The sequence below is a fragment of the Helicobacter sp. MIT 03-1616 genome (genome assembly GCF_000765685.2).
GTDB lineage: Bacteria > Campylobacterota > Campylobacteria > Campylobacterales > Helicobacteraceae > Helicobacter_C > Helicobacter_C typhlonius.
Genome location: NZ_JROY02000007.1, coordinates 1 through 26,998 on the forward strand (window position 1 = coordinate 1; position 26,998 = coordinate 26,998).

Here is a 26,998-nt window from a genome sequence, read left to right on the forward strand (position 1 = left end):
CTGGAGTCCTTTTATCGCGGGGAAAGGCTCGATTTTAGAAAATCCCGCACTTAAAAGCATTGCACAAAAATACAACAAAACACCCGCACAAGTGGTTTTGCGATTTTTGATTGAACAAGGAATCTCTGTCATACCAAAAACTTCTAAAAGAGCAAGAATGCAAGAAAATCTTAATGTCTTTGATTTCTCTTTAAGTGCGCAGGATATGCAGATTCTTAAAGGGTTTGATACAAATAAAAGTGCATTTTCTTGGACGAATAATTAGGGGAAGTTTGGTATAAAGTAAAAATGAATAAATAAGCGTTTGCGGTATTCAAGCTTGAAAAATATCTATTTTAGCAATTTGCGATTCTACTCTTAAGCTTTTATGCAAAGTTTGTATTACGCGTGAAAAATGCGTGTGAAAGTTTGTGTGAATGTTGCGTGTGTCATTTGTTCTCTTTGTGATTTTAAAATACATTTGACATTATAAAGCCTGACACTTGGTGTTTGTCAAGGGGAAATTGCAAAATATGTTATAATGTGATTTACCTATCTGCTAAAATGTGTAAAAAACAAAGGGGGATTAAATGATAAGATTTGCACTAATATATTTAAGTATGTTGTTTGTCTCTGGTTGTGCAATGCTAAAACCTGTGGAAGTTAAGAGGCTTGGCGATGTAAATGCTTATCAATTTGTTTTTATCTCACAAACACAAACTCTAAATTCTGGCACAGGAGGTGGCTATATTGGATATGGTACAAGCGGAGGATTTTCCTATATAACATCTAAAAGTATCAATCCTTCAGATGTCATCTCTGGCATTTTAATGAAAAAAGGATTTGTTATTGTAGAGAGCATTACTAATCCAACTCAAACCCTTATAGTTAAATATGGACAAGGTGATAAAAGAGAGGTATTAGGGGGATTAGGAGGTTATACACTTGAAGTGTCTATTCAAATTTTAAAGGCTAAAACCCAAGAACCATTGTTCCTTTGCACTGCTGAAGGGCAAGGAGATACAGAAGCTGACGACATAAGAGAAGCCATTACAAGATGTTTGCAAGAATTATAAAACAAAAAAGCATTATAGAATCTTGCGTGATTTCATTGCATAATAGGAGTGAGATTTGGATTTTTTAGAACTTGCCAAAGAAAATCAACAAAAAGCCTTTGAAGTGATAGAGCAAACCAAAGTTTTGGAGTGTTGGCAAAGCATAGGTGCGGAGATTAACCTCATTGGCTCACTCAAAATGGGCTTACTTTGCAAACATCTTGATATTGATTTCCATATCTACACGCCCACACTTGAAGTTACCCGAAGCTTTGACGCAATGGCAAAACTCGCAAACAATCCTAAAATTATCCACATAGAGTATCGCAATCTTTTGGAGCAAGAGGATAAGTGTTTGGAGTGGCACGCATTCTATCAAGACGAGCAACTTTGGCAAATAGATATGATTCACATTGTGCAAGGCAGCAAGTATGCGGGGTATTTTGAGAGAGTGGCGGAGCGTATTTTACAAATAATGAGCGAAGCACAAAAAGAGCAGATTCTAAAGCTTAAGTTTGAAACGCCAGATAACCTTAAAATCGCAGGGATAGAATACTACCAAGCCGTGCTACAAGAAGGCATTACGGACTTTACAGAGTTTATGCAATGGCACAAATCTCGCCCGCAAAATGCTATTGTAGAATGGATTCCCTAATGAGCAAGTAGAATCAAAATTTTAAAATTCTTTTGAGTAGCACAAAACTTAAGGCAACACAAAGCAAATCACCTACAAAAGCAGCACACCAAATGCCATTAAGCCCAAAAAGATAAGTTAAAACAAAAAGGCACAAATAGCGAGGGTAAAAGCGTTACAAGATATGCTTTGCACTTAGGAGCGCAGAAAATCAACATTCATCAATCTTTTGGTGAGTTTAGCCCAAGTGCTTCTGCTTCTTGCGTGGGTGCGCTGGATTTTTGTCTTCTTGCAGAGGAGACATAGAACAGATTAAGCAAAATCTGCAAGCAAAGGGAGCAGAGATTTTGCTTGGTGTGGTAGAACGCACAGGCGCACACTCCAAGCTTAACTCAATCTATCTTAAAGACCCTGATGGAAATTTAGTAGAAATTGCAGTAGAAAAGTCCTGAAATATAGATGTATAGGTTTGATTTTCTAATACTGAATTGACTTTTTGAAATTTCTAAAATTTAAATAAGAAAAATCAAGAAGCTAATAGAGGCTTTGAGAGGCAAAAGACATTACCATTTGGCACAATTAGTTAAATTTTGCAATCTCTTTTGCAATGGAATCCTTATTTTTATTAATGCTTGAAGTCTCATCTCGCGGCTTTTCACCATTTTGAGATTCTCCACCAAAACTTAGCCAATTAAAGCTCCCTATAATCATAAATTCCCTATCACAAATGAGAATCTTTGAATGATTATTATCTCGTTTGAGCATAAAAAGTTTAGGATAATTCTTGCTCCATTGTGTGGTAATATTTTTTGAATCCTCATCTATGCCTATCTTATCAAATCGGTTTCTAGGTTTTAAGCCATATTTAATCTGCACTTTAACACCTCTTTTGAGTGCAGATTCTATATCACTTTGATACTCTCTAAGGATATTTACTCTTATCCAAGGGCTTTGGATATATACTGCTTCTTTTGCATTAGCTAAGGTATATTTCAAATATTTTTTATGCTCTTGCGTTTGCAAAGTCTTGCCCTCGCTTAAATCAGTGTTTAGTTGCTCCTCTATAACTTCGGAAGTGGATTCTTCAAATTTTTGTTTATTATCTTGATAGGCTTGATTTTTGCTGGGATTGAAATTGCTAGTATCTATGAGTTTATCAAGAAGCTTGGTCACTTCTTTATCAATTTCTAGCCTTTCATTTAAAGCCAAAAATTTTTCTTCCTCACTTTTGTTTTTATAAAACAGGCAAATGTATTCTTTGAAATATTTTTTAGATTCAGATATGGCACATATTTGCTCTATATCGTAGGATTCGCTTCCCTTTGGTCTTAGAATCTCCCTTAACATTTGCTCTAGGCTTAAAGTCTTATCTTCATCAAATAATTCATCTAAATTTCCAAATCTTAATCTTTTCTCGCCTTTTGGTTTAAGCTCTATAACATCTTCTTTATCTTTTGGTTTTGATAAATGAAAATCTTTACTTTTTTCTGCTTTGTCTAGCATTTCTCCACAAATGCCATCATTTAACACATAATCAAATCTTGTTTCTCTTATCTTCTCTTTTTCTTTCTGCAAGGCTTCTTTGCCACTATCACTAAGCTTTATAGAATCTGCTATCTTAATAAAGCCCTTTGTCTCTAAATCTGCTAAAATACTCCCGAGTATCTCGCTATCAAGCTGTGTGATGTCTCCCAAAGTTTGCCCTATATTTATATCTTGCAAACTCTCTAACTTTTTAATGCTTTTTAAAATACTAAGAATGATAGGGTGAATATCCCGATCTAGCACAATATCGTATGTTACCTTGCTGACATACATAGGATAAAATACCCATTTTGTATCATACCAATAATAGCTCGTGTCTTGTTGCTCTTGCATATCTATTTTTTGCACAAGTGCATTTTCATCATCATTTTGCGCATTTTTAGAATCTTGATAATAATCGCTATATTTATGCGTAATCAACTCTAAATCAATATCTTTTTCTTGTGCTTCTTGTGTATTTTGTGAGCGTAAAGTCTTTTTCTTTGCCATTTTTTATTCCTTAGATTTCACTTCATTAATAATTTCATAGGATTGCTTATGTTCTTGCATATACTCAATGATTTTTACAAAAGGATTCTCCCCCTCTGTTACACTTGCCTGATACAAAAACTCCATATCACCTACAATAAGCAAAAGTTTTTTTGCACGAGAAAGCGAAACATTCAGCCGCTTTTCATCGGCAATAAAATCAATCTTGCCACCTTTTCTTTGCCTTTGGCTTTGTTTGCTATTTTTGCCTTTAGAGGAGCGCACACAATCATAAATGATAATATCCCTATCACTGCCTTGAAAGCTATCCACCGTGCCAATATCTAGTCCAATATTAGAATCCTTAAAATTATTTCTTATGGATTTAAGCTTATTTTTAAGCAAATCAGCTTGTGCCTTATAGGGTGTGATAATGCCTATATCTTGAATGAAATCTGGATTTATTTTTTCTTTAAGTATCTTATTAAGTGTGCATTCTATAATCTTTACGTTGCAGTGATTAATTTTCCCCGTGCCTTGTTGTTTATCTTCTTTATCGCTCCTTTTGCTTGTATCAAGCCAAATTGCATTTTTTGAAAAACAAGTGAGATGATGTTGCTTTAACTCATCTTGCCCCTCTTTTGTTTGCAATTCCCCCTCATAAAAGCTCTGGCTATATAACTCGCAGATACTAGAATGGGCGCGGTAGTTAAAAGTTAAGCGATGCCTGAAATTCTTTAAATGCTCTACTTTGTCTTTTATCGCATTCTCCATTCTCCCATATAATCGCTCAAAAATAGAGGTGGCTACCTCTTGCTTTTTCACATCTCTTGGTAAATGCTCCACTACCTCATCATCTACTACTGGAGCTAATTGTTTGTGGTCACCCACTAAGATAATTTTCCTTGCCTTAATACAAGGCACTAAAAGCTCACTTAGCGTAGCTCTCCCAGCCTCATCAATAATTGCCACATCAAAGACAATCTCTCTAAAATCTTTCCAAGAAGAAATACCAAGCAAAGTGCCAAAAAAGAGGCGAATATTTTTTAAAAATAAATTTGCAGTTTCATAATCGTGGCTTTTGCCCTTATCTGCACCAATCTTTGCACTTAAGGTTTGTAGCTTTTTGTCAAATTCATCTTGCAAATTTTTCAGTTCCTCTTGAATGCTCTCATTTTGGTGCTTAATGGGATTATTTTTGATTCTCTCTCTTGTGTCTTTGATGATTTTATCAAGCACTTTTTGTGGCACAAACTTCTTTGCTTCCTCACTCATTTTCTTTTCGTCATTGCCAATGCGCAAAATCTTATCTTCCTCTTTTGCGATTTTTTCTAGCACATTATCCACAGCTTGATTACTCTGTGAGGAGACAAGAATCTTATAATGCCGATGTCTTTTCGTAAGCTGCCTTACTATCTCTGTAATAGTTGTCGTCTTACCTGTTCCGGGTGGTCCTTGAATAAGTAAGATTTCACTTTCATTATCTAAACTCAAAGCCTTTTGCACAGCTTCTTGTTGATTTTTATCAAGTGAAGAATCTATGAAAGATTTTATCTCTACAAGTTCGTTTGCTTCTAGCTCTTTGGGATTATTAATTTTCCTAAGCAAATTTGGAATGGGAGTATTTCCTTTTTTAAGCTCCTCTAATGCACGATTTTTCTTATTCCATAAAATTTCCTCTATTTGATAATCGTGAGAGATAGAATAAATTTTTGGATTGTTATTTATAGCAACAGAATCATATTTTTTAGGGAGTTTTATTGCAAGTTTTTGCGTAGCAGAATCACAACTTTGCACTTCGCCTTTAATTGGATCTTTTTTACCATTTTCCTTAATGATAACTTCATCTTTAGGTTTAAAGATATTTTGTGTTTTGTTTTCTTGTAATACTTTGGTATCGTTTATACCCTCTTGATTCTGTGAATCTTGTAAGTTTTTGCTATCTTGAGATTCTAGGTTGTCTTGCTCTTTATTGACAATTTCAAAGACAAGCGTATTATCTCCTCTTTTTACCTCCAACATTTTAGCTTTTTGTGTATGTTTCTTTGAAACTAGCCATTTTCTCTCCGCCTCTAACAAATCCTCCTCACTCTTTATAGCTTGCCTATCAATTTCTTGATATTTATTTTGTAGCTCTTGCCGTTTGAAATCTTCTTTTAACTCATCTTTTATATCTTGCACATTATCACAATCATTGCAATGGTTATTCTTAAATGTAATAACAAAGCTATCGTCTCTTGGAATTCCATTTTCTCTAACTCTTTCTAATAGTTGTGGATTATCCAAGATAGAGAAGCAAAATAAATAAAAAGAATCTTTTGTAGAGCAACAAAATATTAAATCTCCACAGGCTATTTTAATCTCCTCCTTGCCCTCCTTGTCTTTACCAAAAGTCCAATGCGATTTCCTGCCTTTTATCTTATCTGTTATGTGCTTTGTTACCTCATATATATTAACCCTATTACGCTCTTTATAGTTGGTCATTACCTTATCACTAAGATTAATCTCAAAATTAAAAGTCTGCTTTATGTTTCTATAAATTTCTCTAAGTTTTTTTCCAAAACCCTCTAAGTTTATACGATTTTGTGGCTCTTCTATTGTCATTTGTTGAATAAGTGCGAAAAGATCCTTTTCTTTATCTTCTAAATCAAATTGTTCTGTAACTGCTTCAAAAATCCCCTTTAGGTCTCTAGGATGGGCATAAAGGTTTTCAAACTTTATATCCTCATCTTGTAAGCTATCTAAAAATATCTTCAGCATACACAGCCCAAACGCATAAATATCACTTTTTGCATCCACATTGCTAACATCTTTAATCTGCTCTGGTGCATAAAATCGTTTATCAATGTTTTGGCTAGAATTGGTTTTTAGAGATTCATAAAAATAGCTTTTTCCAAAATCAAGCAAAAAAGCCTGATTGTTTTCATTAATAAGAATATTGCTAGGATTGATATTACCGTGATAAAAACCTTTATGGTGAATATGGCTTATGGCTTCAAAAATCTGTAAATAACATTCAAGCAACTTTTGGTATTGAAATTCCTCGTCATATTCTTCAAAAATGCTATTATCAATCTCATGAACTTCTTGAAGTATCTCTCTAATAAGATAGAAAGATGTTTCATCTTCATCAAGTTTTAAGTGTGAGATATTAGGATGATAAATATCGCTAAGATTTTGTGCAGTGTGTGAAAGTGTGCTTTGGGTTAATTCATTGATATTATCTTTTGATATGGTGGTGATTTGAAAATCTTTCCCTGCAGATTTCGTCTTAAAAATCCCATTATGCAAAGTATTGCATTCTTCTACAATTTCTATAATAGTGTATTTGCCTAAAATCTTTTCATTATATGTGTGTTGCATTGATTGTTTCCCCAATTTTCTTTTTGTGGAATTGTAGCTTAACAATACAAAATGCAAAATTATAGCGTAGAATCTTAAGCTTTACTTATAAAATTCTACGCTACTTAAAATTAGCTCATCGCCTTAAGCCCAATGACTGAAGTAATGGTGAGTGTGATAAAGAAGAGTTTTTAACATTAATTTTAAGCCCTTTTAAATTATAATGCCCTTACGATAGATTCAAAGGGTTTTTAGCCCACCCTTTGAGCCTAAGGATTAAATGCTATTGTAGAGTGGATTCCTTAGTTTTGGTAGATTGTGCAGGTAAGGATTATCCCTACTTAATATTTAGAATCCTTGAGATATTATCTATCTTTTGCACAAAAACCTATTTAAAAAATATCTTTTTTATCAAATGAAGAATCTGCAACACATCGTAATGATGATTCTTGCTTAAGATACCAAAAATCTTAAAACACTCAAGCACAAATGTCTTATGTCTAGCATCTAATGACAAAATCCCACATTCTTTAGTATTTGCCGCTTTTCCAAGAAAAGTTGTCTTGTTTTTAGGTTCTAATTCTGTGATAGGAAAGCACACATAAAGCATAGGTTGCACTCCTATGGCTCTTTGCTTTTCTTTGATTATGATTTCAACCAACACATCAAAATTGCCAAATTTATGAACTAAAAGCGGATATTTCACTTCGCTTACATAAAATTCTATGTCTAAAATTTGCTTTTGCTTTGGGTGGCTTCTAAAAATCTGCAAATCCTCTCTGCTGTCTATAAAATCCTCATTTTTAAGATTTTGTAAAAATGTGCAAAGATTTTCAATTTCTGTCTTGTTGATAATTCCCCACTGCACAAAATAATATAAATATTCACTTAACTCATAAAGTGCCTTATTTTTCTCATTTGCTCCTACAAAATGTGTCTCTTGCAGAGTGCTTAAAGCAAGTTTTTCTTTATCGCTCTTATCCACATCATAGCCAATTTGCCATTCAATATAATGTTTTTGCGAGAATGGAATTTGTTTTGTCGCCGTTGGGATTCCATATTCATAAAAGCTATTTCTTATCTTTACTCTAATCTTACCGCTTTGTGTTGTAAGCGGAATCTCTACACGAATTTTATTATCTCTTACACTTTCAATCCTCATATAATGCTCCCCTAGCAAATCTTTAAAATACTGCATTATATCCTCACTTAGAATCTTATTTTCACTTGCTTTGATAAATGCAGATTCTAATGCTTGAAATTTCTTAAAATCTATCAAAATATCACAATTTCCTAGATAATACGGAATATGCTTAATGATTTGTTTAAACACATCAACATAACAATAAAGGCTATATTTATCTTGTGTAACATACACCGCGTTTGCAGTATTTTTGCTTATAAATGTTTTAGAGCGGCGGAGGGCATTAATATCGCGCAGAGTATAAAACATTGCCACTTTGTGCCTTGAATCCACCCGCTTTTTATTTGGATATTTATCAATATATTTTGCTACAAAATCAAAATCATTGAGCCTAAAAGATTTGCCCTCACGAGTTTTAAAAGAAAAATTACAAATAAAATCAAAATCCATTCCTTGATTGTCTCTTTCATACAAGGCAATAACAATAGGAAAAAATCCCAAAGATTTAGGGCAAAAGATTTGTGAGCTAATAATTGTAGAATCTAATAAATGATAGTGTTTGATAAAGTTTTTTAGGGATTTAAAGTTTGATTCCTTAATCAAATAAGAAAGCGGGTGAAGCACACAGATATAATCAGCTTTTAATATATCAAATGAGCGCAAAAAGCTAATGCCTATATCTCGCGCTTTAAGTTGAGAATCCACAGGAGTAGAATCAATATTTTTAAGACAATTTTGCACGATAGAGGTTTTATCGTTATAAGGTGGATTACCTACGATAATGAGTTTAGAAGATTCTAAAATATTAAATTTTTCTCTTGAGACATTTTGCAAGGAGTTTGTATGGAGGAATAAAGGTGCAATGGCATAATCTTTAAAAATTTTTTGTGCCTCTTGCAAGGCTTGTTTATCAATATCTGCACCAATATTTTGCTTAAAACCCTCTAAATTTAAAAAACTCCCATAACCACAAGAGCTATCAAGCAAAACATAATCTTTTATATCAATTTTAGCATTTAAAAGCATTTGATACACAAGGCACACGATAGAATCCGGCGTGTAAAAACTCCCTTGATTAATTGTTTGGATTCTATCTAAATGTGCTTGGGCTGTCATTTATTCTGTTCTCGCTTTACTCTCAATGGTTGAATATCGGTTCTTCCTCATCATCAAAATTTGGGTCATAAAAAAACCGCTGCGCGTCATAATATTGTAGAAATTGTTTCAATTTGCTCAAATCATTTGCTTTGATAATCTCCCATAGCTCATTTTGCAAATCATCTTTATCTTTATGGCTAAGACTTTTTATCTCTTCTAATGGCATCATCTTTTAATCTCCGAGTCAAAAGTAACCTCACATTATAGCAAAAAAAGAGTCTATAAATGCTATTGTAGAGTGGATTCCCTAATTTTATACAAAGTGCAATCCTAGCCTTAAAACACAAGCTATTTAAATATATTTTGGTAAAATTTTCTTAAGTTTAAGGAGAGGCGCAATGAAGAGGTTAATGATGTTATGTTTTGTTAGCTTCGGCTTTATAGATGCTGCACAGAGGCTTGATATACAATGTGAAGTGGGATATAGAGAGAAAATATGTGGTGATGATTATTCTTGCGAAGCTTCAAAGTGTTGGATAAACAACACAGATATTCTCACTGCGTTTAGAAATGATTTAAGGTTTTGGATAGAAAGCGCACAAAGAAGAGAAAGGGCTAATGAACCACAAACACAACTTTATCAAAAAGCTTTGTTGCAAGATTTACCAAATATCCAAACTACAAAAAGAGTAGAAATAAAAAACAAGTATGGTCAAACTTGTTTTATGGATATAAAGCGTCCAAATCAAAACACTTTGGAAATAAGGTATAATGACTGCTCTGATGAATCAGATTTTAAGAATACATATCAACAAAATGGACAAAAAGTAGAAATTATAGAAGACGGGGATAACGGAGCTTAGGAGCAAAATCGTTTCATCATTACCTTTGATTATATGTGGAGTTTTAATGATTTATACGCAGCAATTCCACTCACCGCTTGGCACAATCGCACTTGCAAGTGATGAAAGCGCACTACTTGGCTTATGGTTTGAGGGGCAAAAGTATTTTACATTGCCAAAAGATTGTGTGCAGGAGCAAACGCCGATTTTAGCCCAAACGCAACAATGGCTAGAGATTTACTTCAGCGGAGAGATTCCACATTTCACTCCGCCTCTAGCTCCACTTCACACGCAAAGCACACCCTTTAGAGAATCTGTATGGACAATCTTACGCACAATCCCCTATGGACGCACGATAACTTACAAGGAGATTGCGCAAACTCTCGCTTGCCAAAGAGGCATAGCCAAAATGTCCGCTCAAGCTGTGGGCGGTGCAGTAGGAGCAAATCCTATCGCGCTACTTATCCCTTGCCACCGAGTGATTGGAAGTGATAAAAGCCTCACAGGTTATGCAGGAGGTTTGAAACGCAAAGAGTGGTTGTTGAAGTTTGAGAGTGGCGACAGGGCTTAAATATATCCATTGGGCTAGTTCAGTCGCAAATTTCATTAAATTGCATTTCAAAGATTTGCACACTCTGCCCTTACGCAAAAATGGCAAAGCAATATGTGAGGATTTTAAAAAGTTTTAAAGATTAAAAGCCTAGAAAATCCTAGAGATTTTACATTGAGAGATTTAGCTTTTAAACCTTACCCAACCCAAATAAGCTCATTGTCTGCATTTGCAAAAAGAAGATTCTATATTTTATGGGCTTTGGCTTGAGTTTGTATCCATTTGAAATTTTTGATAGAATATAGATTTTGTTGCGGAGAAAATAATGATACAAAGCTTAAGCTTCTATAAGCTCCATAATCAAATCTTTTACAAATCTAGCACCACAATGAACGAATTGCAAGATTGTAGTGTAGATTTAATCATCACTTCCCCGCCTTATTTTAATATCAAAGATTACTCTAAAAATGGCTATCAAAACACACAACATTCAGAATCTAAAAAAGAGGATTTGGGCGCAATCAATGATTATAAAGAATACCTCAATGGTTTATTGCAGGTTTGGAGGGAATGTTATAGGGTATTAAAGCCAAATGGCAAACTCTGTATTAATGTGCCTTTAATGCCTATGCTCAAAAAAGATTTGAACACGCATTACAATCGCCATATCTTTGACTTGCAAAGCGATATTCAACACAGCATTTTACACAATACTCCATTATTCCTGCTTGATTTATATATTTGGAATCGCACTAATACGACAAAATCGTTAATGTTTGGTAGCTATCCTTATCCACGCAATTTTTATGCACAAAACACAAGCGAATTTATAAGTGTTTATGTTAAAAATGGCAAACCAAACAATAAGATTCCACCAGAGATAAAAGAGCAAAGCAAACTTACACAAAAAGAATGGGTGGAATACACAAAGCAAATATGGGATATTCCTATTCCAAATAAAAGCGATAGTGCCTTTGGGAAGCATTCAGCTATTATGCCTGAAGCGATACCTTATCGTCTTATTAAACTTTATTCTTTTGTGGGAGATGTGGTGTTAGACCCTTTTGCAGGGAGTGGCACGACATTGAAAGTAGCTAAACAACTCAAAAGAAATTATGTGGGATATGAACTCTATGCACACTATAAGAGCGTGATAGAGGAAAAGCTACAATGAAAAAAACTTTAAAGTTAAACAAAATTTATATACAAGACTGCTTTAGTTTTTTAGAATCTTTAGAGGATAAGAGCATAGACTTAGCTATCATTGACCCGCCTTATAATCTAAAAGTGGCAGATTGGGACAAGTTTAAGAGTGAGAAAGAATTTTTAAAATTTAGTTTTGCTTGGATTGATTTGATGTTGCAAAAAATGAAGCCAAGTGCAAGTTTTTATATCTTTAATACGCCTTATCATTGCGCTTTGTTTTTGCATTATTTGCAAGGCAGGGCAGTTTTTCAAAATTTCATTACTTGGTATAAAAAAGATGGAATGTGTGCGAATAAAAAGAGATTTAATAACGCACAAGAATCTATTTTATTCTACACAATGGATTCTAAGGGTTATTACTTTGATTGTGATTCTGTGAGAACACCTTATGATTCTACTCAAAGAATAGCTCACGCAAGAGAAAAAGGAATCTTAAAGAATGGTAAGCGTTGGTTTCCTAATGAAAAAGGCAAACTTTGCCCTGATGTGTGGGAGATAGTAAGTGAGAGGCATAAGCAAAAGGTGAATGGCAAGGTGCAAAAGCTCAATCACCCCACACCAAAACCAAGAGAAATGATAGAGCGAATGATTAAGGCAAGTTCTAAAGAGGGAGATTTGGTGCTAGATTTGTTTGCAGGAAGTGGCACAACAAGTCTAGTAGCTAGAGAATTAGGTAGGAATAGTATAGGCTGTGAAGCATTTATAGAATATGTGGATTCTAGTTTGGAGATAAAGGAGAGTGAATGACGCAGATTTTACAAGATATTTTAAAGATAGATGAGAGCAAAGAGTGTATAAAATTTCTAGTCAAAAGAGTGCAGAGCGAGAATTATCGTGGGGTGCAAATTTCACAACACAATCGTTACGAACAAAAGGAAATCCTTATTATTTTGCAAGAAATTTATAATCTTTGTGGAGAGAATTATTTGCAAATTCGCACCACAGATTTAAGTAAGCGACCTCAAAATATCAATGGAGAGGAAATGTATGCAAAACTTACGCATAATATAGCTTCAAAAATTGGACGTTGCACACAAGATTCTTTGCGAAAAAATATTTTTGTAGATATGCACAGAATGGGCTTAATCAATAGATTTAACGCTAAGAAAAAAGCTTTAAGTCCTTTTGAAAATGGAATGAAAAAGTATATTGCTTTAACCCCACTCGCCATAGAACTATTATCGGCTAAAGATATTTTCACGCGAAATATTCTCTATACAAGAGCCTTAGAATCTTTAATGAATGGTTTTGGTGAAGAGATTTTACAAATTGTATTAGAGCTAAATAAGCCTTATCTTACCATCTATGAATTACTCTTTTTTGGCACTTTTGTTTATCAAACATCGGATTCTCATATTTATACGCGTGAAGAAATTATAGAATTTATTAAAGAGTTTCGCGCTTTAAGTAAATTTCCTCAAAAGCTTGTAATAGAAAAAATAAAAGCATATTGCAACCCCTCAAATTTTAGTGGCGATAAAACACACAAGAGAGATTTTCATAATTGGATAAACGAAACACAACAAATCTTAACCCTTTTAGCGCAAATGGCATATTTTGAGTGGAACAAAAAGGAAGAAAAGCTTTATATACGCATAGGCAAAGAAAGCATTTATGAAGATAATGCAAAACTTAAACGCTCTTTAGTGCAAAAACAATGTTATTTTACAGAGCACAAGATTACAAAAATAAAAGGTTTTGAGCTTCACCATATCGTGCCACTCTGCTTTGCAAAAAATCGTTTAGAGTTTCAAATCTTTGATAATTGGCAAAACCTTGTTTATATTGATGCCTACTCTCACGCACAAATCACACAAAATCAAAATGCAAATGTGCTTTTAAGTTTTAAGGATAATGATGCGATTTTTACAGACTTTCACAATAATTGTGTGTGCTGTAAAAATAATACAAATATTAAATATGACATAGACAAACAAAATCTTATGCTTACATACAATCAACAACTTTTATCTACAAAAGAAACCTAAATATTTAAAGGACTACCAATGCCCACAAGTGAGAGCTTTAAGGATTTTGTACTAGAGAATCTTAAAAGCGCATTAGAGGATACGCCTTATCACTTTAGTGCTAAAAAGATGTTTGGCGAATACTGCATTTATGTGATTGAGGCAAAAGAGAGTGTGCCTAAGCCTATTTTCTTGCTCTGTGATGAGATGCTCTATGTCAAGCAATTTGAAATTCTAAAGCCCCTTTTAGAATCCGCCCCGCTTGGATTTCCTTACGCGGGTGCAAAAGAATCTTATATCCTTGATGTGGATTCTTATACGACTTTAAGAGAAGTCGTGCTTACCCTCGCTCCCACTCTGCCTATGCCAAAGCCCAAAAAGCCAAAGAAAAATAAGGCTTAAGAGCAAAAGACAACCAACTTCCACCCCATAAATCAAGCTTTCCTAAACCCGCTCACAAATTGTGTAAGAGTGGCTAGAAGTTTCTTTTCTTGCTTCTTTTTGAAATTCGCACAAAATTGCAATGCTAGCTCATTGAGCGCACCAGAGAGCGCAAATGTCATCAACTGCGTATCTACTTCTTCACACAAATAGCCTTGTGCCTTTAGCTCCTCAATATGCGCTTGCAACACACTCATTGAATGCTTCGCATCAACGCTTCTCCACACTTCCCAACCAAGCACAGCGGGTGCATCAACTAATAATATCTGCCTATTTTCCTTTGCATTTGCTGCTTTGATAAACCCCACACAGCCTAATATCAGCTGCTCCCACGCCTCATCACTTTTCAAAGCCTGCTTTTCTATCTGCGCGGCAACCTCTTCTTGCACACTCTCTAGCACAGCGACAAAAAGCCCTTGCTTGTTTTTGAAATGATGATATACCGCCCCGCGCGTTACATTTGCTTCTTCTACGATTTTTTCTAGTGCGACATCAAAGTAGCCATATTCCGCAAAATGTGCTCTTGCAACGCTTAGCAAGGCGGAGGTAGTTTTGCGCGTAGCTTCTTTGTTTGTCATAATACACCGCTAGAATCATTGTTTAAAAACTCCGCACTTGGCGGCAAAACTTCAATAATATCAATCAACACATTATTTGGGTCTTTTATGATAAAATGTCGCCACCCCCAAACCTCATCTGCCAAATGCGCTACGATAATGCGTTCATCTTTGTTTTTGATAAAATCATACACTTGTGTGGCATTTGCTACCTCAAGATTAACGAGGATTCCATTCGCATTTGCGCGATAGAGTGCGGGTATGCTTTCGTGAGTTACATCAATCAAGGCTAACTCGCCACCATCAGGGTGAGATAAGTTAATATACCAATCACTAGAAAAGTTTTGCGCAAAGCCCAAATAAGTTTTGTAAAATAGGCTACTTTCTTGAAGTCTGTCTGTCATTAGGACGGGATAAATACTCTGTGCCATTTATTTTCCTCTCTTTCTTTTTTGTTGATTTTTATTTTGATTTCTCTCTCCGTGCTTGATAATCCACTCACACGCCTTGCTTGCCCCACTTTGTCGCCATTGTGCGATGAGAGTTTGCGCTTTTAGCGGTGCTTCTTTATACAAATCATTGAGATTATTCCCCACGCTTTTTTGCACAAACTTTTGCGAGTCATCTTTTAAGTTTGTCAAAATCATCGCATACTTTTCAAATTCATCAAGCGCAACAAGGAGCTTTGGCGACCAAGGCAGGTGGATTCTCACGCCCTCACTTGCAAGCCTGCGAATATGCACATTACTATCCTTGCTCCATAAAATGAGTTCGTCCATTACTTCCTTTGGGTGCTCTCTTAGAATCGGACGGATAGCGTATTCACCTGTAAATCGCTTGGTAAGTTCTTTGATAAAGCTTAGAGAAACTTGCCAATTTGTATTGCCATAGCGTTCCACATAGCGTGAAATAGGAAACAACCAATAGCCAAAGCTAAACATTCCCTCCGCTTTTTCTAGCTCCTCGCCAAGTAGATGAAAAAAGCTTTGAATGTTTTGAGTATAATCGCTCCCCATTGTCTTAACCATTGCATCAACGATACAATCTAATCTTGCAAAGAGTTCCTTATCCTCTAAATTACCCTGCAACATTACACAAAACTTTTGCGCTTCAAATTGTGGCATTACACTTAGAATCTTTTGGGATAATTCCACGATGTAGACGTCATTATAATGGTCTTTGTGTTTCACCTTTTCCCCCTAAATTTTATAATACTATAACATACATACATTCTGTATGTCAATATGAAAGCAAAACAAAATCTTATGCCCACATATAATCAACGACTTTTAAAGGACACAAAAGATAAACATCAACCCAAAGAGGCAAAAGCGGATTCTAAGGTTATAAAGTAGGGTTAAACATTATCACATCAAAGGCAGTTTTTGGAGCATATTTTGTAGCTTAATGAGTTCCTTTGGCATTAGCTCGGCGATACTTAAGCCCACGATTTCATAGTGTGCGCTCACAGATTCAATAATGTGTGCGACTTCCTTCATTTTGAGTTTGCCACTATTGCCCACAGCGACATAAATCTCGCTAAAATCTAGCACATCTAAATCAAGGTGTATTACAACCTTAGAGGCTTTAGTGCCTTGTAACCATTGCAAGACCTTTTTGCTGCTTACTTTCTTTGCTTTAAGGGCTTTTAGCCCTAGCTCCTTTTGACGCTTGGCATAAAATTTTGCCTCCTCACTATGCAATCCCACAAGCAGGGTATTTTGAGCTGGTATTTTTGCGGGGAGGACTTTAAGAATCTCTTTATCGCCAAGCCCTAGCAAATGCGTAACCGCCATTGCGTGATAAGCCTTATACTCATCATTTGGCAGCCCAATATCAGGGTGTGTGTCAATCCATAGCATTGCGACATCATCGCCATACTTACTTGCAAGATAGCTAAAAGGCGCGACAGACACGGAGCATTCACCCCCAAGTGTGAGAATCTTATCGGGTTTAGATTCTGTGATGAGTTTCATTGCGGCTTTGGTTTGCTTTAAAATATCGCTTTTATCTAGCACCCCGTCTTTTATCTCTCTTTTAAACTCTTGTGAAACAGGCACTTCAAGGGTTTGGTGAGAGGTGCTATGTGTAAGAAGTTCAAGGAGTTTTGCACCTAAAAAATAGCCTTTGGAAATCTCCTCTTTAGGCAGCCCTTTAAACCAATGCGCAATGTCTCCACCCTGCCATTGCGGATAGATAAGCCGAATGGTTTTTGAAGCATTTGTTTTCATCTTCTTTCCTTTTGCTGTGGTAATCAATTATAACATTCCTTTGATAAAATAGAGACCCTTTAAGCAAAAGCTTGATAGAATCCTTGAAACAATTACAAATAAGTGTAAAAGGATTTCAAATGCGATATTTGATGAAATCACTCTTAGCTAAAGCTTTGCTCTGCTTCGTTTTTACCTCTAGTGTATTAGGTGCAAATCCTTCAACAAAGATTCCAGAAGTAGATGAAAAGCTCATTGATACTATGCTCTCTCGCCTTATTTATGGAGCAAAATGCGATGAAATGGCGATGATTTCGCACTTTGACCCAAGTGTGCTGTGGGTAAAAGATAAAGATAAAATTGATATGCAAAAAATCCCAGCTAAAATCCGCTATCTCCGATTTGCGGGAAGGATTCTATCGGGTGGTATCTCAAGTGGAAATAGCACTTATACTAGTGCGGATAAAGAATTTCTCTACACACTAAATGGGGCTGATTTAGAGGTTATGAGTATTTGCGATAAACAGCAGCTTATCTTAAACAATTATGACAAAGAAAAAGAGGATTATAATCTCAAACTTCGCGCAAAACCAGCCAAAGAAATTGCTATTGTAATCAATGTCGCAAATTCAATGAAAGATTATGTCTTTGCATTTAAGGAAATTGCGCCCCTTATTGCCAAACATATACTTCAAGAAGAAAGCAGAGGTAGCTATGCCAAAATCACGCTTGTGAGCTTTAGTAATTATGATGTTAAGGATTTTGATGATGTGTTTAGCTCTAGCGAATTTGTGGAAAGTGCAAAAAATCTAAAAGTTGTAAATTCGCAAACAAAACTCATCAATTATGCACTCATTAAAGCGATGAGCCATTTTACAAAAGATAATGGGTTGAAGAAAGAAATTTTTCTCATCACTGATGGCAACCCAAATGATAGGGGAAGTGCGGAAAAAATGCTCTATCTTACGAAGAATCTTAATCGCAATATTGTGAAAAATAGCGGTGGCTCTAAGAAAAATTGGGTTACAATCCACACTTTAGCTTTAAATAAAAACCTTGATTCTTTAAAAGAGCTTACCCTTGCCACAGAAGGAAGTTTTTATGAGCCAAGCAGTGCGTATGAGTTTAAAAAGTTGCTTTTAAGGCTAAGCAATAACGGCAAAGATGTAGATCCTAGAGAAATAAATGTGATTGTTCCAAGCAAAACACATAAAATCTATGACCCTGATGATCCTAACCCTCCTAAGAAATAGTATCTAAAGCACTCTTTACTTCCTCAAAATATGCAAATACTCCAAAGTGCAATCTTGCTTTTGGATTCGTTTAGAATCTGCTTTGAAGCGCTGGTGTTTTTGTGTGGCAAAAGAGTATTTGCCATATTTTTCAAAAATAGCTTGAATTTGCTCTAAACTAAGCAATCCCTCATCATTATAGCTTAGAAAAATCCACTCAAAATGCGCATTTTTGATGAGGTTTTCTAGCTCATCTGCGACTTTTGCTTTTCTGCACCAAGGCGATTTTGCATATTCTCTTAATCCTGTCTTGCCCTTTGGGATAAAGTCATCATATAAGGCAATCGTGTTTAAAAGATGATAATTTGCACCATACTCTCGCGCATTATAAGGCGGGTCAAGGTAGAGAATATCTCCCTCAATCTTAGTAATAAGTGTATTTGCGTCCTCATTAAATACCAAATGCTCGTTTTCATTGCATTCAAACTCTGCAGGATTTAGAATAAAACCTTTGAGCGCACTTTTTTTAAGGTGCTTTAAAAACGCTCCATACACTGAAGCAGTGTTTGCAACCTTATCGGCGGATTCTAAAAGGGAGGCAAGGAGAAAATAATATTCTTTGTCCTCAATTAACTTTTCTTTTTTCCATTGCGCAATCTTAGAACGCACAGCATCAATTTTTTGTGCATTTTCATCGCTAAAATACTGCCTCCCACTCCCAGAGCCAAGCGCATAATGAGTGTAGATTTTACCCTTTTGTGGTGGCGTTTGAGTTGTGTCATTAAGAATGTGTAGCAGCTCATTAACGCGTGTTAATTTCTGATGATTGCCGATATAATTTTGCGCCAAAACAAAGCTATAATACTCCCTATCATTGCTAATAATCTGCTTGACTTGTGCCTTAAAAAGCCGCCCCACCGCCGCAGTTCCAGCAAACATATCGCAAAAGATAGAATCTTTTAAAGGCTTTGTGTGGGCTTTTTGAAGTGTAGATTCTATGCTTGTTTGCAAAAAATGAGAGAGTTTAAATTTGGAGCCAATGTAGTTCATATATTATTCTTTTTTGCTAAATTTCAAGCTTATAATTTTGCTATTTGGGTTATCATTTTCATGGATTTTCTCAACTTGATATTTATCACACAAATACCCTATTTTCTTTCCTTTTCGTGTTCTGTCTCTAAGCGGGGAATGTCCATTTCCAGCAGAATACCCCGGAACTTTTTCTTGAATTCCTCGTATTGGAATCTCAAAAGAAGTTCCATACTCATTAAGGTTTTTAAATTTTTTTGGAAATGCTTGTTCAATTTTTTGTCCTATTTTCTTACCAACTATTTTTGGTTTTTCTTGTTTCATACTAATCCTTTTATAACAATTTATTTCTATGCAATTATAGAATTAAAATACCTACTTTATATTCAAAAGCCTTTTCAAAAACTCTAAAAAATATTCCTTTGTATGAGTTGCATATCCTTAAAATCATTCAAAAATTATAGCACAACAGATTACGATTAAATGATTTAAAAACCTTTGTGATTTATCCAAAAATCACAAATTGCAATGACAAGTTAGAGTTAGATTTCACTTTAAAAACACAACCTTTTAACCAAAGCGATAAAAAATCTAGCAATGCCAAAGTCAAAGGAACTGATTAAACTACAAATATACCCCAAAATCCACCTTTGATGTGATAGAGCATTGCACGTTTGAAAATTAAGTCTTAGAATCTTATAATGCCTTGAGATTTGTTCAAAGGACACCTATGCCACGCCCTACCAACAAAAGCGATTTGCTTGCCTTAAGTCAGAAAAATTATGAATCTCTGCTTGCGTTGATAGAGCAAATCCCGCTTGAACAACAAAGCGCACCCTTTGAATATAATGAGCGAGATAAGGCTTTGCGCGATGTGCTTGTGCATTTGTATGAATGGCAGATACTTTTGCTTCGCTTTGTGCGCACAAACCTTGAGAGGACGAGTGATTTTGTGCCTTTTCTCCCTGCGCCTTATAATTTCAAAACCTATCCCGCGATGAATAGGGAGATTTGGCAAAAGCACCAAAGCACGCCATTAGAGAACGCAAAGGCAATGTTAGGAAAAAGCCACATAGAATGTATGGAGCTGATAGAGACTCTCCCACAAAAGGAACTTTTTGTCAAAAAGCATTATAAATGGTGTGGCAACACAAGTCTTGGGAGCTATTGTGTGAGTGCGACTTCAAGCCATTATGATTGGGCAAGTAAATGTATAAAAAAGCGTGTGAGGAGCCTAAAAAAGGTTTAGCTTTTCTTATAAGCCGTAATGATTGTATAGCTTGTGGAATGGATTGTTAACTTACAATGAGGCAAATGCACATAAAGGTTTTTGCCTCTTTTTTCCAAAGTAGCGTCCTTACTTAGAATCTGCTTTTTACACCAAGAGAGAATATCATCGCTTTCAAGTTCTAAATTCCTCTTTATCCGCACTACTCCTCTTTGCGTGGTGTGAAGTTTATCAATATTTTCAACCAAAGATTTCATCTCATACCTCCAATAACCTGCCTTGCAAATTATAGCCTATTGATAATAATCAAAGATTTTGTGCCTATTCTTCATTCAATGTTCTATTCATTGCCTTGCAATTTGTTTTTTTTTTTTTTGATAGAATGCGGGGTTTTAAATCAATAAAAAGGATTTGTAATGTTATATAATGATGATTTGGGCAAATTGATTGTGCGCTTATGCGTAGGTGGGCTTATGCTCTTTCACGGAGTCAATAAAATCACAAATGGCATAAGCGGTATAGAGGGTTTTATGGAATCTCACGGATTACCCACACTTTTTGCCTATGGCGCATATATCGGCGAGGTGCTTGCGCCACTGATGATAATTGTAGGCTATCAAGTGCGTATAGCTGCTGCCTTAGAGGCTTTTACAATGCTTGTGGCGATTTATGTTGCAACAGGATTTGAGATTTTTGCCCTTGATAATCACGGCGCGTGGGTAATTGAGCTGCATTTACTCTATATGCTCCCTTGTATTGCCTTGATATTTATGGGTGGAGGTAGATATGGCGTGAGGTTTAAGAAATGAAAAATAGAAAACAAAAGGATTCCATAATGCCACCAAATAATCCTGCGAGTGCAAAATTTGATTTTAAAAAGGTTTATAAAGACTGCTACGCGCCCAAACCTACACCCTTAAGGCTCTTTGTGCCAATGCTTTCTTTTATAAGTGTGCAAGGAGCGGGGAATCCAAATGAACCAAATGGCTCAATCAAGCAGCTTTAAAAACTCTCTTTACCCTCTCCTACACGCTCAAAATGAGCAAAACCACAAAGGCTTTGAAAAACTATGTAGAATATGTCGTGCCTCCGATAGAGAGCTTGTGGTGGGGTAATGAGGACTTGAGCAATAAGGCAAATTTCAAATGGCAAGCAGCCTGATTTTATCACGCAAGAACTCTTTGAATGGGCGCAAAAGGAAGTGCAAAACAAAAAGGATATAGACTGCTTTAATGCACGATTATTGCGCTTTGAAGAGGGGCTTTGCGTGCAGATACTACATATCGGCTCGTATGATGAGGAGCCACAAAGTCTCGCAAAAATAGAGGAATTTATCACTCGTAATGGCTTGCAAAATGACATCGGCAAAGATAATCTCACAAGAGCGCACCACGAAATCTATTTGAGTAATCCACACAAAACTCCCACGCATAAGCTTAAAACTATTTTACGCATTCCTGTGCGGGAAGTGTGAGAAAACACAAACGACACTTAAGCTAGATAAATACTATTTTTAGTTCAATTTATAAAAATCCCCTTGCGATTTTGTTTTTTTTGATAAAATATGGGTTTGGAAATAATCATTAAAAGGAGAGGGAATGACACCTAACAAAACAACAATTAAAAAATTTTTTGAGGGAGAAAAACAATACACAATCCCTGTTTATCAAAGGGCATATTCTTGGGAAAAAGAGCAATGGAATGACCTTTTAGATGATTTGGAGGAGGCGACAAAGGGAGAGAATCATTATTTTTTCGGCAATGTTTTACTTGAAGAAATAAATGGAGAAACAAATGATATTATTGATGGGCAACAACGCATTACCACAATTATTATTTTTGTAAGAGCAGCAATAAATATTTTAAAAGAAAAGGCAAAAAATGAACAGCTAGATAACGAAAAAAGCAATGAGGATTTTTTAAAATATATGGAAGAGGATTATTTGGTGAATCGCTCTAAAGCCAAGCTTCAGGCAGTAGAATACGATAGGGATTACTTCAAAGATGTAATTATCCATAATGATGATAAAAAACATAAACCACAAACTCCCTCACAAGAGCGTATTAAAGAAGCAAAAATATTTTTTGAAAAGAAATTAAAGGAAAAAGAAACTGAAGAAATTAAAGCCATTTTTCGAGCCTTACAAAAAGCTGAGATTTTAAGCATACCTTTTGCCAATAAAAAAGATTCTGTTTTGATGTTTGAGCTGCAAAATAATCGTGGTAAAAAGCTTACAAATATGGAAAAACTTAAATCTTATCTTGCCTATCAAATTTATACTTACTGCAATAAAGAAGTTTCAGAAGCAAAACTTAAAGAAATAACAAGTGTTTTTGAAACAATTTATCGTTTAATTAAGGACATAGAAATTACCGATGAAGATTCAATTCTAAATTATTTTAATATTTCTTATTCTAAATTTGGTTTTAATTACAGAGAAAATGATGATAGCTTGAATTACAAAAAAGAATATAAAGACTACACCGAAAATAAAGGCAATGATGAAAAAATTGCTTGGATTGAAAATTATATAAAAGAGCTTAAAAATGCTTTTGTAAATTTCAAAGAATTTGAAAAAACTGAGAGCGTATATAAAGATTATTTGTTAATGTTAGATTCTTCTGAAACTTACCCATTTGTATTAAAAGCTTATCGCTTATTTGTGAATGATAAAGAAAAGCTAGAAAAAGTTTATAAAGCTTTAGAAATTATGATTGTTCGCCATAAAATTGTAAAGACAGGTGCAAATCTTGCTGCAAGACTTGATAATGTATTGAAAAAATTTGATAGTCTTGAAAGCCTTATTGATGGACTAAAAGAAATATGTGTTAGCAATGACAGAAATTGGTATTGGAAAGATGAAGAAATAAAGAGGGGTTTATGTAATATTTATGAACAAAAGAAGCAAAAAATAAGGATAGCACCTTATGTGCTTATGCGATATGAAAATTATTTAAGGAGTGATGACATACACACTAAGGGCTATAAATTTTCATTAAAAGAGATACAAACTCCAGAGATAGAACATATTGCTCCACAAACAGAAAATGAAGAAGAACTAAGTAGTGGATATTGTGAATATGATGAGGATTTTTATGATAATTACTACTTGCATTGCATTGGTAATTTATTACTTATAGATAAATCACATAATATATCTATTGGCAATAAACCTTTTAAGGATAAACTTGCAAGTTATGAAAATTCTCCTTTAATACAACAAAAGGAAATAAAGGTTTTTGCAGTAAATAAAAAATGGGAGAAAGACTCCATAGATAAAAGACACGAAAAGTTAGAAAATTTTGTGCTTGAAACTTGGAGTTTTGAGAAAAATTTATAGGACACTCAATGCGCTACTTCATCGGCATAGCATCAAAAAATCATATTCAAATAGGACAAGCAGGGGGATTTTGCCAACTCACACACAAATTATCATAGGCAAAGCCGCACCGCTTAAAAGAATGAAGCAAAATGATAAAATCATCTATTATAGCCCAAAGCTAACTCAAGAATCTAAAGAGCCTTATCAAGCATTTACCGCACTAGGCGAAATCGCAGATGAAACTATTTTTGTGCTGCTTCAAGCTCGATTTTTACACTAACATTGTCACTTACCATTGCGTTTGCAGTATCCATACCTATGCCAAAATCCTTGCGATTAACCTTGCCTTCTAAAGTGAGGGCAATCAGGTCTTTGCCTGTTTGTGGGTGCTTGACTGGTCCGCTCAAATTAGTTTCAAAAGTTACTTTTTTTGTTACGCCACGTATAGTTACTTCAGCTTCAAGCTTCTTGCCACTATGCTTAACAAGCTTTAGCGTAGCTTTTGGAAATTTCTTTGAATCAAAGAAGTCTGCCGCATTCAAGTGTTTATCGCGTCCATCACTATTTGTGTTGATAGAAGAGATTTGCACTTCACCTTCAAGAGCCTTGATGTTTTTTCCCTCTACATCGAGTGTGCCACTGAATTTGTTGAAGTTTCCTTTCACATTGCTCACAGACATATGTTTTACGCCAAATTCCACAGATGAATGGCTCGCATCAACTACATATTCTGCTGCCATAAGTGAAGTGCCAAGTAGTGCTACTGCCGCACATAATGCAATTTTTCTCATAACCACTCCTTTAAGATTTTTCTAATGCGTTTTGATTTTAATCTTGCAAAATAAATTGAAAGTAAATAATAAAAGTGCAGTTCAAGGCGTGCTTTTGCCAATGATTTACCACAGGGAACCCATAAGATCATCAAGGCGCAGAATCTCCGCTACACGCGCAAAAAATAGAGGATAGATTCTATATCCTCATCGGGTAAAAAAGCGATAGAAAACTACCTTGTATCGACAGAGGATTAATGTATCAAGGGCTCTCTTTTTGTGGAATTTGCCTATGCAAGGCTTATTGCATTTGCGCCCATACACTTAAAAACGTTCCTAGAATGGGTTGAAACAAAGTTTAAATTTCTACATTTTATCAAAAACAGAATCTAAGAATATACCTTATGTGATGATATTGCCTTGCGATAATGCTTGTTGATACTCCTCCTCAATTTCTTTAAAAATAGTTAAATCAGTATGAAATCCGTGAAGCTTTCTTAATCTAAATTCACTTGATTTATCAATAAGCAGATATGCCATTAAGCACTCATCTAAGCTTTCAAATTCATCTAAATCATCAATTTTAATGATATTTTCAGCAATTGGTATTTGCGCTAAGGGGCTATTATAGATACTTAAAATAGGTGTGTGTAATGTGGCATTTTGATAATAATATATGCTACCAATAATAGGCATTCGCACAAAGTCATTGTTCTTTAAAAAATGTAAAAATACAAGATTATTGGCATAAAAACTCTCGCATTTAATGTTGTAAGAATCTTTTAGATATGTAACAACAAAGTCAAGATTCAAAGTAGAGCCAAAAGGTAATTTTTGATTTTTACCCTCTTGAATATGTGCCTTTAAAAGTGCGAACCAATCGATGTTATGACTCATAAAGCTAACGCCAAAAGACCAAAATTTACCCTTAAGTCGTGTGCTGTGCATATCTAAGGAAAATGCACTTAAATGATGGTTTTGTGCATAGTCAATGACATTTTGTAGCATTTGCGCCGCTCGTTTAGGAGAAGCACAAATCATCGTATCATCAGCATCAATATTCCAAAAATGCTTTATATTGTGCATTTTAGAATGATACAATGTGCTTAAATGTGCGTTTGCAGCAGGTATCCAATACGAATCAAGATGCTTGACAATCTTTTTAAAAGGCTTGGTGATACTTTTCATTATACATACATCTGTGGTGTGGAATATAATGTGCCTATAAATGCGTAGGCTTAAGAGTTGCTTATCACAGATGATAATAAAACGCGCATTCATAGCATCTATAATATCTATCCAATGTTGCAGACATTCAAAAGTAGCAGTGGTGCGCTGGTTATTATTTACCTTGAGATAAAACAAGACTTGAGAATCTTGAGTAGATTTCTCTTTCGGGGGGGGGGGGGGAAATACCTAATTGCTTAGGATTCACAAAATGTATTTTTTTAGCCATATCTCTATAAAACGCATAAATGGAAATGCCAAAAAGCTGTCCTAGTCTCACCACTTTGCCATTGTGATAGAGTTTGATTTGTCTAAAAATCATATTGAGAATCTCCTTAGCGTTGTTAAAATGCTTTAAAGCTTAATGAGGAACATCTGTCCGCTTAAGCCCATATATAGAGGCATAAAGCAAGAGGGATTTTCTTCTAAAAATTCTTCTACTGCTTTTTGTGCGCCAGTAAGTGATGGAGTATGTCCATAATCTTCAGCGATGATAATGCCATTTTTAACGACTTTGTCTTTTACCTTATAAAGTGCAGCTTTTACCGCCTCATACATATCTACATCAATATTTGCTAGGCAAATTTTAGATATAGATTCTGGCAAGTTATCAGTGATGATATTTGCTTTATGCAGAGTGAAATTGCTATATGCACTCAAATATTCTTGCACTCTTTGCAATGAGGTTTCTGTATGTGTGTTTGCCCATCTCAAATCTATAGAATCTTGAGCCTCCTCATAGGTGAAGCCCTCAAATGTATCGCAAAAATAGCATTTTTTATTAATAGCACTTCTATGGATAAAATTAAGCATTGCTCTAGCCGAAGAGCCTTGAAATGTGCCAATCTCAACAATATCTCCCTCTAAATGCTGTGTGATTGAAATAGCCTGCATAATATTTTCAAAGTCGCTTGAGTAAAAATGCGGCAATGGAGAGTGATTAAACTCATAAGTTAATGTATCCCACACATTTTTATGGAGGTGATAGTATCTTGCCACAGGTTGTCCCTGACACAGCGAATCATACTTAATATGATGAATAAAGGCTTCTTTGGCGGCTTCTCTAGCGAGATAATCCGCATTGTAGGCAAGGAGCAAAATGCTATCTTTTTCTACATTTTTAATATCATCAATATGAATCATTTTCACCT

Annotated in this window: 32 protein-coding genes and 1 pseudogene; 17 read left to right on the plus strand and 16 right to left on the minus strand. The window is 35.1% G+C overall.

Annotated features, from left to right (window positions below; genetic code table 11):
• The 4 genes from LS67_RS05920 to LS67_RS09620 all read left to right on the plus strand — a co-directional run.
• Positions 1-265: aldo/keto reductase (locus tag LS67_RS05920; protein ID WP_138109638.1), on the plus strand; the 265-nt coding region annotated here is incomplete at its 5' end.
• A 304-nt stretch (positions 266-569) separates the two neighbouring features.
• A complete protein-coding gene (locus tag LS67_RS05925) occupies positions 570-1,055 on the plus strand; it encodes a hypothetical protein (protein WP_034327520.1) in 486 nt (161 codons plus the stop codon).
• Positions 1,056-1,110: 55 nt separating this feature from the next.
• Entirely contained in the window at positions 1,111-1,689 is a 579-nt protein-coding gene (locus LS67_RS05930) for a hypothetical protein (protein ID WP_034327522.1), read from the plus strand.
• 260 nt (positions 1,690-1,949) lie between these two features.
• Positions 1,950-2,120: a hypothetical protein gene (locus LS67_RS09620; protein WP_161594480.1), complete on the plus strand. Its 171-nt coding sequence runs from the start codon at positions 1,950-1,952 to the stop codon at positions 2,118-2,120.
• 127 nt (positions 2,121-2,247) lie between these two features.
• Here the strand turns inward: LS67_RS09620 and LS67_RS09965 are convergent, their stop codons facing one another.
• The 5 genes and pseudogenes from LS67_RS09965 to LS67_RS05955 form a co-directional block, all read right to left on the minus strand.
• Complete coding sequence (locus tag LS67_RS09965; RefSeq protein ID WP_236096360.1) at positions 2,248-3,702, minus strand: phospholipase D-like domain-containing protein; 1,455 nt, start codon at positions 3,700-3,702, stop codon at positions 2,248-2,250.
• A gap of 3 nt (positions 3,703-3,705) precedes the next feature.
• Positions 3,706-7,044 (minus strand): AAA domain-containing protein, encoded by a 3,339-nt coding sequence (locus tag LS67_RS05940; RefSeq protein ID WP_034327524.1) that lies wholly within the window; start codon positions 7,042-7,044, stop codon positions 3,706-3,708.
• Between the two features lie 367 nt (positions 7,045-7,411).
• The gene (locus tag LS67_RS10245; RefSeq protein WP_034327544.1) at positions 7,412-8,185 is read right to left on the minus strand and encodes a R.Pab1 family restriction endonuclease; all 774 of its coding nucleotides are present in this window, start codon (positions 8,183-8,185) and stop codon (positions 7,412-7,414) included.
• Between the two features lie 3 nt (positions 8,186-8,188).
• Positions 8,189-9,283, minus strand: a pseudogene (locus LS67_RS10250) (Eco57I restriction-modification methylase domain-containing protein); the annotation flags it as partial.
• A gap of 22 nt (positions 9,284-9,305) precedes the next feature.
• Positions 9,306-9,494 (minus strand): hypothetical protein, encoded by a 189-nt coding sequence (locus LS67_RS05955; protein WP_034327525.1) that lies wholly within the window; start codon positions 9,492-9,494, stop codon positions 9,306-9,308.
• Positions 9,495-9,663: 169 nt separating this feature from the next.
• Here LS67_RS05955 and LS67_RS05960 point away from each other — a divergent pair, with 169 nt between their 5' ends.
• From LS67_RS05960 to LS67_RS05985, 6 genes are all read left to right on the plus strand, one after another.
• Complete coding sequence (locus tag LS67_RS05960; RefSeq protein ID WP_034327526.1) at positions 9,664-10,128, plus strand: hypothetical protein; 465 nt, start codon at positions 9,664-9,666, stop codon at positions 10,126-10,128.
• 46 nt (positions 10,129-10,174) lie between these two features.
• Positions 10,175-10,678 (plus strand): methylated-DNA--[protein]-cysteine S-methyltransferase, encoded by a 504-nt coding sequence (locus LS67_RS05965; protein WP_034327527.1) that lies wholly within the window; start codon positions 10,175-10,177, stop codon positions 10,676-10,678.
• Between the two features lie 367 nt (positions 10,679-11,045).
• Positions 11,046-11,831 carry a DNA-methyltransferase gene (locus LS67_RS05970; protein WP_052099887.1) on the plus strand — a complete coding sequence of 262 codons (786 nt, stop codon included), beginning with the start codon at positions 11,046-11,048 and terminating at the stop codon, positions 11,829-11,831.
• Positions 11,828-12,610: a DNA-methyltransferase gene (locus LS67_RS05975; protein ID WP_034327530.1), complete on the plus strand. Its 783-nt coding sequence runs from the start codon at positions 11,828-11,830 to the stop codon at positions 12,608-12,610. The genes LS67_RS05970 and LS67_RS05975 overlap by 4 nt, the downstream gene beginning before the upstream one ends.
• The gene (locus LS67_RS05980; RefSeq protein ID WP_034327531.1) at positions 12,607-13,851 is read left to right on the plus strand and encodes a hypothetical protein; all 1,245 of its coding nucleotides are present in this window, start codon (positions 12,607-12,609) and stop codon (positions 13,849-13,851) included. Before LS67_RS05975 ends, LS67_RS05980 begins: the two co-directional genes overlap by 4 nt.
• An 18-nt stretch (positions 13,852-13,869) precedes the next feature.
• Positions 13,870-14,232: a transcriptional regulator gene (locus LS67_RS05985; RefSeq protein WP_034327532.1), complete on the plus strand. Its 363-nt coding sequence runs from the start codon at positions 13,870-13,872 to the stop codon at positions 14,230-14,232.
• Between the two features lie 32 nt (positions 14,233-14,264).
• Here the strand turns inward: LS67_RS05985 and LS67_RS05990 are convergent, their stop codons facing one another.
• The 4 genes from LS67_RS05990 to LS67_RS06005 all read right to left on the minus strand — a co-directional run bounded on the left by LS67_RS05990 (position 14,265) and on the right by LS67_RS06005 (position 17,059).
• Positions 14,265-14,849 carry a TetR/AcrR family transcriptional regulator gene (locus LS67_RS05990; protein WP_034327533.1) on the minus strand — a complete coding sequence of 195 codons (585 nt, stop codon included), beginning with the start codon at positions 14,847-14,849 and terminating at the stop codon, positions 14,265-14,267.
• On the minus strand, positions 14,846-15,259 hold the full coding sequence (locus LS67_RS05995) for a hypothetical protein (protein WP_034327534.1): 414 nt from the start codon (positions 15,257-15,259) through the stop codon (positions 14,846-14,848). Before LS67_RS05995 ends, LS67_RS05990 begins: the two co-directional genes overlap by 4 nt.
• Positions 15,260-16,018 carry a DNA alkylation repair protein gene (locus LS67_RS06000; RefSeq protein WP_034327535.1) on the minus strand — a complete coding sequence of 253 codons (759 nt, stop codon included), beginning with the start codon at positions 16,016-16,018 and terminating at the stop codon, positions 15,260-15,262. It abuts the gene before it with no gap.
• A gap of 177 nt (positions 16,019-16,195) precedes the next feature.
• Positions 16,196-17,059 (minus strand): arginase family protein, encoded by an 864-nt coding sequence (locus LS67_RS06005; protein ID WP_034327536.1) that lies wholly within the window; start codon positions 17,057-17,059, stop codon positions 16,196-16,198.
• Positions 17,060-17,178: 119 nt separating this feature from the next.
• Between LS67_RS06005 and LS67_RS06010 the strand changes: the two genes are divergently transcribed.
• A complete protein-coding gene (locus tag LS67_RS06010; protein WP_011115889.1) occupies positions 17,179-18,291 on the plus strand; it encodes a vWA domain-containing protein in 1,113 nt (370 codons plus the stop codon).
• A 15-nt stretch (positions 18,292-18,306) separates the two neighbouring features.
• On the opposite strand, the gene LS67_RS06015 is transcribed toward LS67_RS06010, so the two are convergent.
• Positions 18,307-19,320 (minus strand): DNA adenine methylase, encoded by a 1,014-nt coding sequence (locus tag LS67_RS06015; RefSeq protein WP_034327537.1) that lies wholly within the window; start codon positions 19,318-19,320, stop codon positions 18,307-18,309.
• Between the two features lie 3 nt (positions 19,321-19,323).
• Complete coding sequence (locus tag LS67_RS06020; protein ID WP_034327538.1) at positions 19,324-19,623, minus strand: hypothetical protein; 300 nt, start codon at positions 19,621-19,623, stop codon at positions 19,324-19,326.
• A gap of 406 nt (positions 19,624-20,029) precedes the next feature.
• Between LS67_RS06020 and LS67_RS06025 the strand changes: the two genes are divergently transcribed.
• Entirely contained in the window at positions 20,030-20,548 is a 519-nt protein-coding gene (locus LS67_RS06025; RefSeq protein WP_034327539.1) for a ClbS/DfsB family four-helix bundle protein, read from the plus strand.
• Here LS67_RS06025 and LS67_RS06030 read toward each other — a convergent pair.
• The gene (locus LS67_RS06030) at positions 20,545-20,784 is read right to left on the minus strand and encodes a DUF3781 domain-containing protein (RefSeq protein ID WP_034327540.1); all 240 of its coding nucleotides are present in this window, start codon (positions 20,782-20,784) and stop codon (positions 20,545-20,547) included. The two genes, LS67_RS06025 and LS67_RS06030, sit on opposite strands and share 4 nt — an antisense overlap.
• Before the next feature lie 159 nt (positions 20,785-20,943).
• On the opposite strand from LS67_RS06030, the gene LS67_RS06035 reads away from it, so the two are divergent.
• The 5 genes from LS67_RS06035 (at position 20,944) to LS67_RS06050 (ending at position 24,130) form a co-directional block, all read left to right on the plus strand.
• A complete protein-coding gene (locus tag LS67_RS06035) occupies positions 20,944-21,336 on the plus strand; it encodes a DoxX family protein (protein WP_034328387.1) in 393 nt (130 codons plus the stop codon).
• Positions 21,333-21,533 carry a hypothetical protein gene (locus LS67_RS09975; protein ID WP_236096362.1) on the plus strand — a complete coding sequence of 67 codons (201 nt, stop codon included), beginning with the start codon at positions 21,333-21,335 and terminating at the stop codon, positions 21,531-21,533. Before LS67_RS06035 ends, LS67_RS09975 begins: the two co-directional genes overlap by 4 nt.
• A gap of 195 nt (positions 21,534-21,728) precedes the next feature.
• Positions 21,729-22,001 (plus strand): GyrI-like domain-containing protein, encoded by a 273-nt coding sequence (locus tag LS67_RS09980; RefSeq protein WP_052099918.1) that lies wholly within the window; start codon positions 21,729-21,731, stop codon positions 21,999-22,001.
• A 124-nt stretch (positions 22,002-22,125) separates the two neighbouring features.
• Positions 22,126-23,868, plus strand: coding sequence for a DUF262 domain-containing protein (locus tag LS67_RS06045; protein ID WP_034328389.1), 1,743 nt, complete (start codon positions 22,126-22,128; stop codon positions 23,866-23,868).
• Positions 23,852-24,130 (plus strand): EVE domain-containing protein, encoded by a 279-nt coding sequence (locus LS67_RS06050; RefSeq protein WP_052099919.1) that lies wholly within the window; start codon positions 23,852-23,854, stop codon positions 24,128-24,130. The genes LS67_RS06045 and LS67_RS06050 overlap by 17 nt, the downstream gene beginning before the upstream one ends.
• Here the strand turns inward: LS67_RS06050 and LS67_RS06055 are convergent.
• From LS67_RS06055 to LS67_RS06070, 4 genes are all read right to left on the minus strand, one after another.
• On the minus strand, positions 24,093-24,641 hold the full coding sequence (locus LS67_RS06055; protein WP_034328391.1) for a YceI family protein: 549 nt from the start codon (positions 24,639-24,641) through the stop codon (positions 24,093-24,095). The genes LS67_RS06050 and LS67_RS06055 overlap by 38 nt on opposite strands.
• A gap of 381 nt (positions 24,642-25,022) precedes the next feature.
• Positions 25,023-25,985, minus strand: a complete 963-nt coding sequence (locus tag LS67_RS06060; protein ID WP_161594481.1) for a hypothetical protein — start codon at positions 25,983-25,985, stop codon at positions 25,023-25,025.
• On the minus strand, positions 25,963-26,169 hold the full coding sequence (locus LS67_RS06065; protein WP_138109642.1) for a hypothetical protein: 207 nt from the start codon (positions 26,167-26,169) through the stop codon (positions 25,963-25,965). The genes LS67_RS06060 and LS67_RS06065 overlap by 23 nt, the downstream gene beginning before the upstream one ends.
• A 32-nt stretch (positions 26,170-26,201) precedes the next feature.
• A complete protein-coding gene (locus LS67_RS06070; protein ID WP_034325838.1) occupies positions 26,202-26,990 on the minus strand; it encodes a TylF/MycF/NovP-related O-methyltransferase in 789 nt (262 codons plus the stop codon).
• Positions 26,991-26,998: the final 8 nt, after the last annotated feature.

Bases quoted from the DNA above. Each gene is read 5' to 3' on its own strand.
- LS67_RS06020 (WP_034327538.1), bottom strand. From the start codon at position 19,623: ATGAAACAAGAAAAACCAAAAATAGTTGGTAAGAAAATAGGACAAAAA.
- LS67_RS09975 (WP_236096362.1), top strand. From the start codon at position 21,333: ATGAAAAATAGAAAACAAAAGGATTCCATAATGCCACCAAATAATCCT.
- LS67_RS05995 (WP_034327534.1), bottom strand. From the start codon at position 15,259: ATGGCACAGAGTATTTATCCCGTCCTAATGACAGACAGACTTCAAGAA.
- LS67_RS06045 (WP_034328389.1), top strand. From the start codon at position 22,126: ATGACACCTAACAAAACAACAATTAAAAAATTTTTTGAGGGAGAAAAA.
- LS67_RS05990 (WP_034327533.1), bottom strand. From the start codon at position 14,849: ATGACAAACAAAGAAGCTACGCGCAAAACTACCTCCGCCTTGCTAAGC.
- LS67_RS06025 (WP_034327539.1), top strand. From the start codon at position 20,030: ATGCCACGCCCTACCAACAAAAGCGATTTGCTTGCCTTAAGTCAGAAA.
- LS67_RS05980 (WP_034327531.1), top strand. From the start codon at position 12,607: ATGACGCAGATTTTACAAGATATTTTAAAGATAGATGAGAGCAAAGAG.
- LS67_RS05965 (WP_034327527.1), top strand. From the start codon at position 10,175: ATGATTTATACGCAGCAATTCCACTCACCGCTTGGCACAATCGCACTT.
- LS67_RS05955 (WP_034327525.1), bottom strand. From the start codon at position 9,494: ATGATGCCATTAGAAGAGATAAAAAGTCTTAGCCATAAAGATAAAGAT.
- LS67_RS05940 (WP_034327524.1), bottom strand. From the start codon at position 7,044: ATGCAACACACATATAATGAAAAGATTTTAGGCAAATACACTATTATA.
- LS67_RS05960 (WP_034327526.1), top strand. From the start codon at position 9,664: ATGAAGAGGTTAATGATGTTATGTTTTGTTAGCTTCGGCTTTATAGAT.
- LS67_RS05975 (WP_034327530.1), top strand. From the start codon at position 11,828: ATGAAAAAAACTTTAAAGTTAAACAAAATTTATATACAAGACTGCTTT.
- LS67_RS06055 (WP_034328391.1), bottom strand. From the start codon at position 24,641: ATGAGAAAAATTGCATTATGTGCGGCAGTAGCACTACTTGGCACTTCA.
- LS67_RS06065 (WP_138109642.1), bottom strand. From the start codon at position 26,169: ATGATTTTTAGACAAATCAAACTCTATCACAATGGCAAAGTGGTGAGA.
- LS67_RS06010 (WP_011115889.1), top strand. From the start codon at position 17,179: ATGCGATATTTGATGAAATCACTCTTAGCTAAAGCTTTGCTCTGCTTC.
- LS67_RS05985 (WP_034327532.1), top strand. From the start codon at position 13,870: ATGCCCACAAGTGAGAGCTTTAAGGATTTTGTACTAGAGAATCTTAAA.
- LS67_RS10245 (WP_034327544.1), bottom strand. From the start codon at position 8,185: ATGAGGATTGAAAGTGTAAGAGATAATAAAATTCGTGTAGAGATTCCG.
- LS67_RS05970 (WP_052099887.1), top strand. From the start codon at position 11,046: ATGAACGAATTGCAAGATTGTAGTGTAGATTTAATCATCACTTCCCCG.
- LS67_RS06015 (WP_034327537.1), bottom strand. From the start codon at position 19,320: ATGAACTACATTGGCTCCAAATTTAAACTCTCTCATTTTTTGCAAACA.
- LS67_RS06030 (WP_034327540.1), bottom strand. From the start codon at position 20,784: ATGAAATCTTTGGTTGAAAATATTGATAAACTTCACACCACGCAAAGA.
- LS67_RS09965 (WP_236096360.1), bottom strand. From the start codon at position 3,702: ATGGCAAAGAAAAAGACTTTACGCTCACAAAATACACAAGAAGCACAA.
- LS67_RS06035 (WP_034328387.1), top strand. From the start codon at position 20,944: ATGTTATATAATGATGATTTGGGCAAATTGATTGTGCGCTTATGCGTA.
- LS67_RS06070 (WP_034325838.1), bottom strand. From the start codon at position 26,990: ATGATTCATATTGATGATATTAAAAATGTAGAAAAAGATAGCATTTTG.
- LS67_RS06005 (WP_034327536.1), bottom strand. From the start codon at position 17,059: ATGAAAACAAATGCTTCAAAAACCATTCGGCTTATCTATCCGCAATGG.
- LS67_RS05925 (WP_034327520.1), top strand. From the start codon at position 570: ATGATAAGATTTGCACTAATATATTTAAGTATGTTGTTTGTCTCTGGT.